The sequence below is a fragment of the Maricurvus nonylphenolicus genome, from assembly GCF_042854845.1.
In the GTDB taxonomy this organism is placed as follows: domain Bacteria; phylum Pseudomonadota; class Gammaproteobacteria; order Pseudomonadales; family Cellvibrionaceae; genus Maricurvus; species Maricurvus nonylphenolicus.
Genome location: NZ_AP031498.1, coordinates 1,574,350 through 1,587,393 on the forward strand (window position 1 = coordinate 1,574,350; position 13,044 = coordinate 1,587,393).

12 protein-coding genes are annotated in these 13,044 nt (G+C 47.2%); 11 read left to right on the forward strand and 1 reads right to left on the reverse strand.

Translation table 11 applies throughout. The annotated features are described in order from the left end of the window. Window positions 1-85: 85 nt before the first annotated feature. The 4 genes from ACGHZ6_RS06670 (at window position 86) to ACGHZ6_RS06685 (ending at window position 4,756) form a co-directional block, all read left to right on the forward strand. Window positions 86-1,138, forward strand: coding sequence for a helix-turn-helix domain-containing protein (locus tag ACGHZ6_RS06670; RefSeq protein ID WP_390618054.1), 1,053 nt, complete (start codon window positions 86-88; stop codon window positions 1,136-1,138). Window position 1,139: 1 nt separating this feature from the next. After that, complete coding sequence (locus tag ACGHZ6_RS06675) at window positions 1,140-1,880, forward strand: alpha/beta fold hydrolase (RefSeq protein ID WP_390618055.1); 741 nt, start codon at window positions 1,140-1,142, stop codon at window positions 1,878-1,880. Between the two features lie 43 nt (window positions 1,881-1,923). Further along, complete coding sequence (locus tag ACGHZ6_RS06680; RefSeq protein ID WP_390618056.1) at window positions 1,924-3,642, forward strand: arylsulfatase; 1,719 nt, start codon at window positions 1,924-1,926, stop codon at window positions 3,640-3,642. A 283-nt stretch (window positions 3,643-3,925) separates the two neighbouring features. Further along, window positions 3,926-4,756, forward strand: a complete 831-nt coding sequence (locus tag ACGHZ6_RS06685) for a cytochrome b (RefSeq protein WP_390618057.1) — start codon at window positions 3,926-3,928, stop codon at window positions 4,754-4,756. Between the two features lie 238 nt (window positions 4,757-4,994). On the opposite strand, the gene ACGHZ6_RS06690 is transcribed toward ACGHZ6_RS06685, so the two are convergent. Further along, entirely contained in the window at window positions 4,995-5,744 is a 750-nt protein-coding gene (locus tag ACGHZ6_RS06690; protein ID WP_390618058.1) for a VOC family protein, read from the reverse strand. Between the two features lie 284 nt (window positions 5,745-6,028). Here ACGHZ6_RS06690 and ACGHZ6_RS06695 point away from each other — a divergent pair, with 284 nt between their 5' ends. From ACGHZ6_RS06695 to ACGHZ6_RS06725, 7 genes are read left to right on the forward strand one after another with little or no spacing between them, the layout of a single operon-like run. Beyond that, window positions 6,029-6,925: an alpha/beta fold hydrolase gene (locus ACGHZ6_RS06695; RefSeq protein ID WP_390618059.1), complete on the forward strand. Its 897-nt coding sequence runs from the start codon at window positions 6,029-6,031 to the stop codon at window positions 6,923-6,925. Then, window positions 6,925-8,661, forward strand: coding sequence for a D-lactate dehydrogenase (gene dld, locus ACGHZ6_RS06700; protein ID WP_390618060.1), 1,737 nt, complete (start codon window positions 6,925-6,927; stop codon window positions 8,659-8,661). Before ACGHZ6_RS06695 ends, dld begins: the two co-directional genes overlap by 1 nt. 51 nt (window positions 8,662-8,712) lie before the next feature. Then, on the forward strand, window positions 8,713-9,471 hold the full coding sequence (locus ACGHZ6_RS06705; protein ID WP_390618061.1) for an SDR family oxidoreductase: 759 nt from the start codon (window positions 8,713-8,715) through the stop codon (window positions 9,469-9,471). Window positions 9,472-9,500: 29 nt separating this feature from the next. After that, window positions 9,501-9,800, forward strand: coding sequence for a YciI family protein (locus tag ACGHZ6_RS06710; RefSeq protein WP_390618062.1), 300 nt, complete (start codon window positions 9,501-9,503; stop codon window positions 9,798-9,800). 51 nt (window positions 9,801-9,851) lie between these two features. Next, window positions 9,852-10,784, forward strand: a complete 933-nt coding sequence (locus ACGHZ6_RS06715; RefSeq protein ID WP_390618063.1) for an acetaldehyde dehydrogenase (acetylating) — start codon at window positions 9,852-9,854, stop codon at window positions 10,782-10,784. 18 nt (window positions 10,785-10,802) lie between these two features. Beyond that, window positions 10,803-11,834 carry a 4-hydroxy-2-oxovalerate aldolase gene (dmpG, locus tag ACGHZ6_RS06720; protein ID WP_390618064.1) on the forward strand — a complete coding sequence of 344 codons (1,032 nt, stop codon included), beginning with the start codon at window positions 10,803-10,805 and terminating at the stop codon, window positions 11,832-11,834. Then, window positions 11,831-12,997: a serine hydrolase domain-containing protein gene (locus ACGHZ6_RS06725; protein WP_390618065.1), complete on the forward strand. Its 1,167-nt coding sequence runs from the start codon at window positions 11,831-11,833 to the stop codon at window positions 12,995-12,997. Before dmpG ends, ACGHZ6_RS06725 begins: the two co-directional genes overlap by 4 nt. Window positions 12,998-13,044 lie beyond the last annotated feature (47 nt).

Here is a 13,044-nt window from a genome sequence, read left to right on the forward strand (position 1 = left end):
GTTACGGTCGTCGCCGAGCTGGTGGCGACCGTAATGATTAAGATCTCTGCTTATTGTATCTCTGCTGGATGTTAAAGGTGTTCAAGTGAGTTTCGATAAACGTGAAACTGGTGATGAGTGCAGTGCTCAATATAGTGGAAGCCTGCTTTCTTCCCATCCTGGTGCTTTGGTCGATTTGCTCACTGAAAAAGGATTCTCTGATAATGAAATCTTTAACAACCTGGGGGTCGATAGGGAAAGCCTGGACGCTCCAGGGCACAAGATTCCTTATGTAGAATATGTAAAACTCAGGCAGCGAGCTACAGAGTTGACCAAGAATCCTGCAATCGGTTTGGAGCTGGGTTGGCGGTTAAATCTTGCCGGGAATGGATTTCTCTCTATTGGTGCCTTGGCCTGTGAAAACATGATAGAGGCAATGCGTTTTATCACGCGTTTTTCCCCTATTATCAATCCGGCTGTTACCTTTGAAGTAAAAATCGATAATGACTTTCTTCATGTCTTTATCGACAGCATTTATTCCGAGGATAGGCTTAATGCCTGTCTTATCGATACCCCTATGGCTATTTTTTCTTCGGCGTTACAGTTATATCCGGCCGATGAGGCACAGCGGGTTATCTATCATATGAAATACGATGCCCTTCCCTGTGAGGCCTATTATTGCCAATGGCTGAAAGGTCAGCTGTTTTTTAATATGCCCCGTAACCGGGTGTCCTTTCCTATGGATATGGCATCAAAGACTATGCCCTTTAGTAACCCCAGGGTTGTCCGTCAGTCGGAAGCTGACCTTGAGGTGCAATTGGCTGCGCAGTGTGAATCTCACCATAGTCTTATTGAGGACGTTCGACAGCTGGCTGTAGGTGAATCCGGTTGTGTGTTAACTCTGGAAGAAGTAGCGGCCAAATTGCATATGTCTTCACGCACATTGATACGGCGTTTGAATGCATTGGGGAGCAGCTTTAGCGACATTACCAATGAGGTACGAGAAAGCTTGTCCAAAGGCTACCTTGAAAATAGTCGGCTTTCCATCGAAGAGATTTCTTTCTTGTTGGGTTATAAAAACTCCTCCAATTTCAGTAAGGCATTCAGACGTTGGGTTGGCTGCTCGCCATCAGTGTATCGCTTAAATCACAAGAGTTAATATGAATATCCTATTTGTTCACGGTGCCTGGCATAATGCCGGTTGTTGGTCAAAATTGACCCCTTTGCTCGAATCTAGCGGTATAAGTTGTCACTGTTTGACACTGCCCGGACATAAGGGAAGAGAGCAAAACCCATTTTCAGTATCCATGAAAGTTTATTCTCAAGCGGTATGCGATTATGCAGAGGATATTGTCAAGAAAACTGGAGAGCAGCTGGTTCTTGTTGGTCATTCAATGGGGGGCTTGGTGATATCTGTTGCAGGTGAGCAGATGCCACATCTCTTTAAGCGTTTGATTTATCTTTCTGCGCTGGTGCCATCTCAAGCTTCATCCCCACTTGATATTATGAAAAACGCGCCTAACCCTGCAATGCGCAAGATGGTTAGTATGAACATATTCAAAGGGGTTATGGAGGTGAAGAAGGGTAAGGAAAAAGAGCTCTTCTACCATAACTGTGATGATGTTGTGGTGAACGAGGAAGTTAATAACCATTGCCCTCAGCCTATTCGTCCCTTTTTGGCGCGACATCGCTGGAGTCATGAACGCCTGGGTTCTATTCCTAAAGACTATATCGAATGCCTGGATGATCGAGCGGTGCTAATTGACGTGCAGCGACATCTCCAAAAATCGATGACGTTTGAACGGGTAGTATCTATTGCCGGCAGTGATCACTCGCCATTTTTAAGCCAGCCTGAAGAGCTGGCAAGCGTCATGATTTCTTTACTGGACGTGTCTTCCTAAAAACCTTTTCTAGTTAGCGAGGCCCTACCGGGTAACTGAATCTATGAGGCTTATACTTAGCAGTATTATCTTGTGCCTGTCAGCATTAGTCCATGCTCAGCAGGAGCAACCGAACTTTGTGATCGTTGTTGTTGACGATATGGGCTGGTCGGATACACAGCCTTTTGGTGGTGAGATTAATACCCCCAATATTGCATCCCTGGCGGAGCAGGGGGTTGTGATGACAGATTTTTATGTCGCGCCTACCTGTTCGCCTACCCGCTCGGCATTGTTAACGGGTGTAGATCATCATTCGGCTGGGTTGGGCACCATGGCGAAAATGCAGGCGCCGAACCAGGTAGGTATTAAGGGTTATCAGGCCGAGCTGACCGATGATGTGGTGACCCTGGCTGAAGTGTTACAACAGCAGGGCTATGCAACTATGATGACGGGTAAATGGCATTTGGCTTTGGGGACTGAACAGATGCCTGAGCGTAGAGGTTTTCAGCAATCCTTTATCCTCAAAGAAGGTGCGGCCAGTCATTTCGGTGATAAGCTTAAAGCACACCAGAGTGCAACGGTAAATTATTTCGAAAATGGTAAGCCGGTAGATATTCCCGAAGATTTCTATTCAACGATTCACTATACCGATAAGGCTATTGAATATATCAAGAGTGCAGATGACAGCCCTTTCTTAGCCTATATTGCCTATACCGCACCACACGATCCCCTGCAGGTGCCGGATGCCTGGCTGGATCGTTACAAAGGAAAATATGACCAGGGCCCTGAAGCAATACGCCAGCAGCGTTTACAGCGCCAGCAAGCGGCGGGGCTTATTCCGAAGGATATAAAATTATGGCAAATTCCCCTGCAGCCTGAGTGGTTGCCCAGTTACAAACCGGCGTGGGGTGAGCGCAGTCAGCAACAGCGCCAGCAAGATGTACGAGCGATGGAAATTTATGCATCCATGATTGAAATAGTGGACCAGCAAATTGGCCGCCTGCTATCAAGTCTGGAGCAACAGGGCAAGCTGGACAACACCTATGTGTTGTTTTTCTCTGATAACGGGGCCAGTGGTGCCACGCCACTGATGTACCCCAAAACATCCAGACAGTGGTTTCTGACAGAGCGTGACCATTCGCCCGCCAATGCGGGCCGACCAGGCAGCCATGTCTATATGGGGAATGAATGGGCGACAGCCTCGGGAACGCCGTGGAAACTCTACAAGGGTTCTGTTGCCGAAGGAGGCATTCGCTCGCCCTTTATTGTGCGAGGTCCCGGGCTTCCCCAAGGGCAGCGTAGCAGGTCTCTTGCTCATGTGATGGATATTGCACCAACCTTATACAAACTCATCGGTGTAGAGGTAGAAGACAACGCACTGTTTGCAGACAAGCAACAACCCCATGGGCAATCGTTACTGCCATTCTGGCGTGATACCAGAAAGCAAGAAGAGCGTACCCTGGCATTCGAATTATTTGGTAATCGGGCGGTGCGCTCGGGACGTTGGAAAGGACATAAACTCCAGCCGCCACTGGGTTCGGGCAAATGGGAGCTATACGATATCGTCAAGGATCCAGCGGCTACTGTCGAGTTAAGTGAACAGCATCCAGAAATTCTGCAGGGTATTATCCAGGCTTATGATAGCTATGCGCAGATGAACCATGTTGTTCCTCCAGTTCCCCAATTGGCCCCTAATATTGCCGATATTTATATTGGGGAGTGTAACTGGTGGTGCGAAGCCAAGTACTTTGTGGTTCAGAAGGTGCTGGAATTTAGGAAGTAATCAATAAAAAAGAGCCTTATGAAATCATAAGGCTGTACAGAGAAGCCTTCCTGAAAACAGGAAAGCGGGAGAGAGATCTTTTTGTGAATCAGCCATCAATAAATAGAGCTGACTTACAAAAAGAAACGCTATTCTAAGCTTATTGCTGATAATTTAAAGATGAATTAATGACACCTTGCAGTGATTTTTCGACAATCGTAGATTCCAAGATCTCTTTGAATTTTTACGCGATTAATTGTCGTAGTTAAATTGTATCGTACAGTTACAGGGTTAAGTTAAGTCTATGTTTGAAGCTATCAATATTTCATTATTTCTACTGGCGTTTACTTGCGTAATTGTATTGGCACTCAACTTTCAACAACCTGTTGTGAGGGCGGCAGCTATCGTGCTTGGAGCATTGGGTTGTTTGGCAATTGTCTATGGATTTTTCTTCTTAACAGAAAGCAAGATTCTCGATGAGCCTAGAGAAACGCAATTGATTACAGATTATATTAAACCGGTGCTTCTATATCTCCAGGCTATTATGTTAACGGCGATGGCCGGTGTTCTTCTATTTGTGGCATACCGATTATTTAATCAAGGAAACCAAATTGAGGTGCGGTTAAAAAACACCGATCAGAGCTATGGTTCGGTATCGAGAAGTCTGCACTGGATGGTGGCTATCTTGTTTGTCGTTGTGGTTCCGACCGCGACTTATATGACGATTATCCCGGAGGACGTATGGTATCGAAAAAACTACTACGTTCTGCATAAAAATCTGGGTTTTGTTCTAATGTCTGTTGTCTTAGTAAGGCTGGTCTGGAAACGCTATGACAGGCCGGTAATGCCCCATCCATCCTTAAATACCGGTGAGAAAACCTTGGTAAACTGGGTTCATCGGTTACTGTACATGGTTATGTTCTTGTTTCCTGTGACTGGCTATGGCATGTCGACGTCTGGTGGGAAATCGTCAGAATTCTTTGGTGCTGAAGTTCCCTTGCTCTGGTCTCCTAACGAGACTCTTACGCTTGTATTTGCCTTATTTCACAAAATAGTGATTCCCTATGTCTTATATATTGCGATTACGTTACACCTTGCGGGTGCGCTTAAACATCTGCTTCAAGAGAATAAATGAAAGATCATGACAGAATGAGTGATGTTTTGAAGTATTTTTTCTATCGCTACTTGCCATTGAGCTAAAAATCGTAGCGCTAAAGAGCCAGTAAATGCGGCCATCCATGTGGGGCTTGGCCGCATTTACTGCTAAACGGAGATGTGTTCTTGCTCAGTGAGCATAGCTGTGACCTCAAATGACGAAATCGAATGATTAGCTTCCGCTTTGATTGGGTTGATTCTACACTGCTTGTCCGTTATCAGGCTTGTAGCTTCTGAAGGTCTTCGACCGTTGGTGGAGCTTTTGGTCCATCGGTTTCTGTCGGTGGAATATTGTCCTTGGTAAGTTCTGCTAAGACGTCGTCCGGTGTGTTAACCATCAGTTCATAAGTTTCTTGTGGGTATACCATACGGTATTCTTCATTGGCCGTTTTCAATGATGGGTTTGGTACCGGTTCAGCAGGTTGCACAAACGGTGCAGGTTTTTTTAGTTGATCCAGCTCTTCATCGCTAATATTCAGCATTTTAACCACTTCCGGATCAATCCATTTAGCAGGATCTTCACCGCTTAAGTAGGCAACTTCCAGAGTCATGCCATCCGGGCCAGCAAAGTAAATAGATTGCATTAAACCGTGATCCATGGGGCCAACACAGTGAATACCATTAGCGCGAATGCGGTCACGTACCGCTAGCAAGTCTTCATGGCGGTCCACATTAAAAGCCAAATGCTGCATGGTGCCGCCAGCACAGGGATCTCCTGGGTTGCCGGAGTGGGTTACACCAATATCAACTTGGCTTTTGATTTGATCGTTTGCCACAAAGGCAAGCAAGGACGTCTCGTTTAATACCAGGAAACCGTGAACGGTATTTTCTACACCGTGCATCCAGTACAAGGAGGCTAAAGGCATCCCAAGTACCTGATTGAAATACTGCAGGACCTTTTTCATATCGCTGGTGGCAATAGCCAGATGATTAATTCCGTTTGGGCTCATAACAGGTTTGTTAGACATATCTCTACCTCGAGAAAATGAATGAATAATGTGCTCTCCATTGCAGATTAACAGGGTTGGCGAAAAGCCATCGGTGATTTACGTACGTGTTACTGGTGATTAGGAGACAGCGGCATTGAATATCGGTGAAAAGCGTTAAGTGCTTGATAAGGATCAAAAAATACAGGCTGTAAGGTAAAGGCAAGCTTGTCAGCATTTCACTGTTTACTGTCTGTTAGCCACTTGGGGGCTGTAGAGCTTTTGCTTTAGTGTTAGTGAATCTAAACAGAAGTAGAGTGAAGTCAGTGGATATTCAACATCATCGCGCCGAAGTTAACGGCATCCATATGCATTATGTTCTAGCCGGCCCGGAAGATGCCCCACCGGTGGTTCTGTTACATGGCTGGCCAGAAACCTGGTATGGCTGGCGCAAACAGATTCCAGTACTGGCTGAGAAGTTCCGTCTGATTGTCCCTGACTTGCGGGGTTATGGTGAAACAGATAAGCCTGCGGATGGTTATGACAAGCGCAATATGGCTCAAGATATCAAAGAGCTGATTGAGCACTGTGGTTACAGCAAGGTAGTGATGGTCGGACACGATCGCGGTGCACGAGTGACTACACGTTTTGCCAAGGATCACCCTGAGATGGTTGACCGCATTTGTACCATGGACAATATTCCCACCCGTATTGTATTTGAAACCATGAGCGGTCGCCCTACGGGTACTGATATCAGTCCGGGGCAAATGGCCAAGGGTTACTGGTTCTTTAACTTTAATCAATTGGTGGATTTGCCAGAGGCATTGATTACCGGCCGTGAAGAAATCTGGTTACGTCACTGGTTGTCCAGTTGGTCCTATAACCGCGAGCTGTTCACTGATGAAGAAGTCGCCGAATACGTAAAAGCCTATTCCCGTCCTGGCGCATTGCGTGGTTCGTTTAATGACTATCGCGCAGCACCGGTTGATACCGCTCAAGACCTAGAAGATGCCGAAGTGAAAATCCAGTGTCCGATTTTAACCATGTGGGGTGCAGACTTTGACTTGGTAGGTCAGTGGTTTGATGTCGAAGCGGTCTGGAAAACCATGGGTACCGACGTAAGGGCGGTACCGTTACCCGAGTGTGGGCATCTGTGTCAGGAAGAGCGTCCAGATCTAGTGAATAAAGAATTGCTGGACTTTATGCAGGACTGGCGTGGCTAATGACTTCCATTGCAGTGACAGATGAGATGGCCCTTGAGGTTCTCTATGCCAACTTACGTGAGGTGTTGAGTCCCTCTCAGGTACTAACCAGTGAGCGTGCCACTCAGCGTTATCGGCAAGGCATTAAGATCGGTGGCGGGGCAGCCTGCGCTGTTGCCATTCCCCATACGTTGCTGGAATTCTGGCGCGTGTTGGAAGTCTGTGTTGCTCACGACAAAATTATTCTTGTGCAGGCAGCCAACACTGGGTTAACCGGCGGCTCGACCCCGGATGGTGTTAACTACGATCGTGATATCGTGATTATCAGCACACTGAAACTGGATAAGTTGATTTTACTGGGTGAAGGCGAGCAGGTGATTGCCTGTGCTGGCGCCACGTTATATCAGTTGGAAGATGCTTTGAAGCCCATAAAGCGAGGGCCTCATTCGGTGATTGGTTCTTCCTGTATTGGTGCTTCCGTGGTGGGTGGGGTTTGTAACAACTCCGGTGGCAATCTGGTCAATCGCGGACCCGCCTATACCGAATTGTCTTTGTTTGCGGAAGTAACCGAGGCTGGCGAGCTGCGTTTGGTGAATCATCTGGGTGTTGAGTTGGGTGATACGCCGGAGGAGATATTCAACAATCTTGAGCGAGGCCAGCTCGGGAGAGATTCTGCGTTTGATATCGAAGCGTATGCATCTGATCGTGAGTATCAGGATCGTGTGCGAAATATCGACGCGGATACGCCGGCTCGTTTTAACGCAGACAAACGCCGTTTATTTGAATCCAGCGGCTGTGCAGGCAAGCTGGCAGTTTTTGCGGTCCGCTTGGATACCTTCGCTGAACCTCAGAACGAACAGGTTTTTTATCTAGGAACTAATGACCCGGAAGAGTTTACCGAGTTACGTAAACGTATTCTCACCGAATTGTCGGATTTGCCGGACATGGTTGAGTATATGCACCGCAGTTATTTTGATGGCTCTGCGGTGTATGCTAAAGATACCTATATCTTTATCAATCTATTAGGGACCGCATTTTTACCCAAGCTGTTTGCCTTGAAGGCCAAGGTTGATGGTCTGTTTAGTCGAATACCGTTTATACCTGCGAATGTAGCTGATCACTGCCTGCAGTTGTTTAGCAAGTTGTGGCCCAACCATCTACCCAAACGCATGCTTGCTTACCGTGATCGCTTTGAGCATTACCTGATGATCAAAGCCAGCGATCAGTCGATCGTTGATATTAACAAACTGTTGCAAGACTACTACGGACCAGAGTTGCAACAACGCTCTGATCGACAAGGTGAATGGTTCTGGTGTACCGAAAAAGAAGGGGATGCCGCACAGTTACATCGCTTTGTTGCAGGTGGCGCTTCTGGCCGCTACGCCATTATTCACAGTGATGAAGTGGAGGGATTAATGCCGTTGGATATTGCGTTGCCACGCAATACGGACAATTGGCACCAACTCTTGAGTCAGGATACGCTGGATAAGTTAGCTGCGCCTTATGAGCTTAGTCACTTTTTATGCATGGTATTTCACTGGGATTTTGTTGTTAAAAAAGGTGTGGATATCCCCGCGTTAAAACAACAAATCCTCAACGAGCTGGATGATATAGGGGCGAAATACCCGGCGGAGCACAATGTAGGTCACCTCTATGAGGCTGAGCCTGATTTGGCCGATTTTTACCAAAGCCTGGACCCGACCAACAGTTTTAATGCCGGGGTTGGCAAGATGTCCAAGTGCAAACACTATCATTGACAGTCAGTCATGAACACTAACGAATTGAGATCAATATAGAGAGAAGATTTTATGGCTCTTGATAACACTATGACAGCATTAGTTACCGGCGCCTCCAGCGGCATTGGTGAAGCAACTGCACGTGCGCTGAGGGCGCACGGTGTAAAGGTCTATGCGGCAGCGCGTCGCATCGATCGTTTGCAAAAACTCGCAGACGAAACAGGTTGTATTCCTATTGAGTTGGATGTGCGTGATCGACAGGCAGTAAAAGCACTGGGTGAGAAATACCCTGTGGATATACTGGTTAACAATGCAGGTTTAGGTCGTGCATTGGGTTCTATGTGGAAGGCCGAAATCGAAGATATCGAAATGACCATTGATACCAATGTGACCTCGGCACTGTTGATGATCAAGGCGGTACTGCCAGGCATGATCGAGCGTGGTCGCGGTCATATTGTCAATATGAGTTCGGTGACTGCGTTATACCCGTTGCCTGCAGCGCTCTATGGTTCAACCAAAGGGGCAATTCATAAACTATCCCGTGACTTGCGTCTAGAGCTGCAGGGCACAGGCGTGCGGGTGACAGAAATTAATCCCGGCCGTGTTATCAGTGAATTCTATAACGTGGCTATTGATGACGAAGAGCAATTGAAGAAAGCCGTAGAAAATCAGTGTGAAGATCTGGTAGCTGACGATATTGCCGATGCCATTGTCTACTGCGTAAGCGCTCCGTGGCGAGTCAATATCAGCCAGATGGAAATTATGCCAACCGAACAAACCTACGGTGGCACACAGTTTGTGCCCTTCTCTGATCGTGGCAAGTCTACTTAGTGTCATTTATAGGTAAAAGGAAAGAAATTATGTGGTACGCCATTATTAGCGAAGATGTGGAAAACAGCCTACCTCTACGCGATCAACACCGCCCGCAACACGTGGCGCGTCTAAAAGCACTGGCTGAAGAAGGTCGGTTACTGGTGGCGGGGCCTCACCCAGCTGTGGATACATTGGAACCTGGTGAGGCGGGTTTTACCGGCAGTTTAATTGTCGCTGATTTTGATTCCATTGAGGCAGCGCAAGCATGGGTGGCGGAAGACCCCTATGTGATCAATAACGTACATACTGACGTTAAAGTGAAGCTTTTTAAAAAAGTACTTCCCTAACGGGGTTCTGATAGGTTTCCAGCAATGGAGTAAGACTCCGAGGAATACATTATGAGTAAAAAAATGAAAGCCGCAATTATCGGCTCCGGTAATATCGGAACTGATTTGATGATTAAAATTCTGCGCACCAGTGATTGGATTGAAATGGGCGCGATGGTTGGGATCGACTCTGCATCAGACGGCTTGGCTCGTGCCAATCGCATGGGGGTAGCCACGACCCACGAAGGTGTAGAAGGCCTGATCAATCTGCCTGAATTTGCAGACATTGATGTGATCTTTGATGCAACATCCGCCGGTGCTCACGTTCACAATGTTGAATTCTTAAAGAGTCAAAAAAGCAGCTTGCGTTTTATTGATCTCACCCCAGCTGCTATCGGCCCTTACTGTGTGCCGGTGGTCAATTTGGAAGAAAACCTCAATGAAAGCAATGTAAATATGGTGACCTGTGGTGGCCAGGCGACCATCCCTATGGTTGCTGCAGTATCCCGTGTGGCTAAGGTGCACTACGGTGAAATTATTGCTTCTATTAGTAGTAAGTCTGCCGGTCCAGGGACCCGCGCGAATATAGATGAATTTACCGAAACGACTTCCAAAGCGATTGAAGTGATTAGTGGGGCCTCTAAGGGCAAGGCCATTATTATTCTTAATCCTGCCGAGCCGCCATTGATGATGCGAGATACGGTATATGTATTGTCCGAATTGGCCGATCAAGATGCTATTGCAGCCTCAGTGAAAGAGATGGCACAAGCTGTCCAGTCCTACGTGTCGGGTTATCGTCTAAAGCAGGAAGTGCAGTTCGATATTATCGATGAAGCCAATCCTGTGTATGTGGAAGGGGTGGGGCACATGAGTGGTCTAAAAACCTCTATCTTCCTTGAGGTAGAAGGGGCGGCTCACTACCTACCCTCCTATGCGGGTAACCTCGACATTATGACTTCCGCCGCGCTGGCTACTGCCGAGCGTATTTCTCAGTCTGTCGCTTAAGGTAAAGGAGATAACACAATGACTTTTAATCCCGGTAAAAAACTTTTTATTTCTGATGTAACTTTGCGCGATGGCAGCCATGCAGTGCGCCATCAATACTCCATTGAAGATGTACAGAAGATTGCCAAGGCGCTCGATGAAGCCAAGGTAGACAGTATTGAGGTGGCCCATGGTGATGGCTTGCAAGGTTCGAGCTTTAACTACGGTTTTGGTGCTCACACCGATCTGGAGTGGATCGAAGCTGTTGCCGATGTTATTGAACACGCAAGCATTACCACGCTGCTGATTCCAGGTATTGGAACTATCCATGATTTGGATAATGCCTACAATGCCGGTGCCCGTGTCGCCCGAATAGCCACTCACTGTACTGAAGCGGATGTATCCAGGCAGCATATCGAACATGCCCGTAAACTGGGTATGGATACGGTCGGTTTCCTGATGATGAGCCATATGCAAACTCCGGAAGGTTTGGCGGAGCAGGCGAAAATGATGGAAGGTTACGGTGCCAACTGTCTGTACGTTGTGGATTCTGGTGGGGCTATGAGTATGAGTGATATTCGCAATCGCTTCCGTGCGCTGAAAGATGTACTTAAACCGGAAACGCAAACCGGTATGCACGCGCACCACAACCTGTCACTGGGTGTGGCCAATTCTATTGTAGCGGTTGAAGAAGGGTGTGATCGAGTGGATGCCAGTCTTGCAGGTATGGGAGCGGGTGCCGGTAACGCGCCTTTGGAAGTGTTTATTGCCGCGGCTGAACGTATGGGCTGGGATCACGGTACTGACCTGTATAAGTTAATGGATGCGGCTGATGATATCGTACGTCCGTTGCAGGATCGTCCTGTACGAGTAGACCGTGAAACACTGGCACTTGGTTATGCTGGGGTTTACTCCAGTTTCTTGCGCCATTCAGAAGTGGCCGCAGAAAAATACGGCTTAAAGACCGTCGATATTCTAGTTGAGCTGGGCAAGCGGCGCATGGTGGGCGGCCAGGAAGATATGATTGTTGATGTTGCTTTGGATTTATTAAAAAACAAGGAGGAGGCATGACATTTATAAAGTTTGCGAAGCGGTTATTAGTAATGGCAGGGTTTGCCAGGAGCATGAAAGACCCTGCCAAGTTTTCTACGTCGTTGCGAACTATCGGTGATAAATTAGAAACAAGTCTGGTACGTAAGTCGTCTGTTCCTTATCTTCTGACTAAGTCTAATACTGCTTTGTCGTTGCCAGAAACCTTTGTCACTGAAGGTAAAACGCGTAATACGAAGGAATACCTGAAAGAAGTGAATTGCGACGGAATATTGATCCTGATCGATGGCAAGGTTGTGCACGAGCAGTATTACAATGGCATGCAGCCACAAGACCGACATATGTCATTTTCTGTCGGTAAGTCCATGGCTTCAACGGTCGTTGGTTTAGCTCTGGATCATGGCGTTTTAGATTCGGTTGATGATCTTGTGGTTAAGTATGTTCCCGAACTGAAAAACACGGGCTTCGATGGCGTCACTCTTGCTCAGTGTTTGGAAATGAGTAGTGGTGCTGATTTCCAGGAGGATTACGAGGAAGGTGCGCCTTCCGATATGCCTAGGTTTCAAAAGCATTCGGCTTTCCATAAGCCTTATATTGATTTTGTTAAAACCATTGGGAGGGACAAAGCGCCCGGTACCTATAACGGCTACAGCTCTATGGATGCCTTGGTTCTTGGTTTGGTGGTGGATCATGCGTTGGGTGATAAAAACTTTGCCGAATTTATGCACGAAAGCTTATGGGAACCGATAGGCGCAGAGCAGGATGCTAAGTGGGCTGTTGATCCTACTGGTGCGCCAGCTACGGCTGGCGGCTTCTTTGCCTGCTTGCGTGACTACGCTAAATTTGGCCAATTGTTTTTACAGAATGGCCAGTGGGAGGGAAAGCAGTTGATATCAGAAGCCTGGGTCAAGCAAGCGACTACACCGCATGCACCACACTTGATGCCCGGTAAGCGTGACGATTGCTTAAAACCTTGGGGTTACGGTTACCTTTGGTGGACACCGGAATTTCCTTATGGCGGTGATTTCTTTGCTTCGGGTATTCACAGTCAGTATGTGTATGTGAACCCGGAGAAAAATATAGTGATCGCGACTGTCTCGGCTAATACACGCTTCTACGAGAAGCCGGAAGGTTACAAGTTACATCATGTAGATCTATTTCAGGCGATTGCTAAATCTGTCTAAAAAATGGCCGGGTAAACCGGCCATTTTTTTGCTTGATAGTTTGATGA

Excerpts from the sequence above, each read along its gene's own strand:
- ACGHZ6_RS06690 (WP_390618058.1), bottom strand. The coding sequence starts at position 5,744 with ATGTCTAACAAACCTGTTATGAGCCCAAACGGAATTAATCATCTGGCT.
- ACGHZ6_RS06715 (WP_390618063.1), top strand. The coding sequence starts at position 9,852 with ATGAGTAAAAAAATGAAAGCCGCAATTATCGGCTCCGGTAATATCGGA.
- ACGHZ6_RS06705 (WP_390618061.1), top strand. The coding sequence starts at position 8,713 with ATGGCTCTTGATAACACTATGACAGCATTAGTTACCGGCGCCTCCAGC.
- ACGHZ6_RS06725 (WP_390618065.1), top strand. The coding sequence starts at position 11,831 with ATGACATTTATAAAGTTTGCGAAGCGGTTATTAGTAATGGCAGGGTTT.
- ACGHZ6_RS06685 (WP_390618057.1), top strand. The coding sequence starts at position 3,926 with ATGTTTGAAGCTATCAATATTTCATTATTTCTACTGGCGTTTACTTGC.
- ACGHZ6_RS06675 (WP_390618055.1), top strand. The coding sequence starts at position 1,140 with ATGAATATCCTATTTGTTCACGGTGCCTGGCATAATGCCGGTTGTTGG.
- dld (WP_390618060.1), top strand. The coding sequence starts at position 6,925 with ATGACTTCCATTGCAGTGACAGATGAGATGGCCCTTGAGGTTCTCTAT.
- ACGHZ6_RS06680 (WP_390618056.1), top strand. The coding sequence starts at position 1,924 with ATGAGGCTTATACTTAGCAGTATTATCTTGTGCCTGTCAGCATTAGTC.
- dmpG (WP_390618064.1), top strand. The coding sequence starts at position 10,803 with ATGACTTTTAATCCCGGTAAAAAACTTTTTATTTCTGATGTAACTTTG.
- ACGHZ6_RS06710 (WP_390618062.1), top strand. The coding sequence starts at position 9,501 with ATGTGGTACGCCATTATTAGCGAAGATGTGGAAAACAGCCTACCTCTA.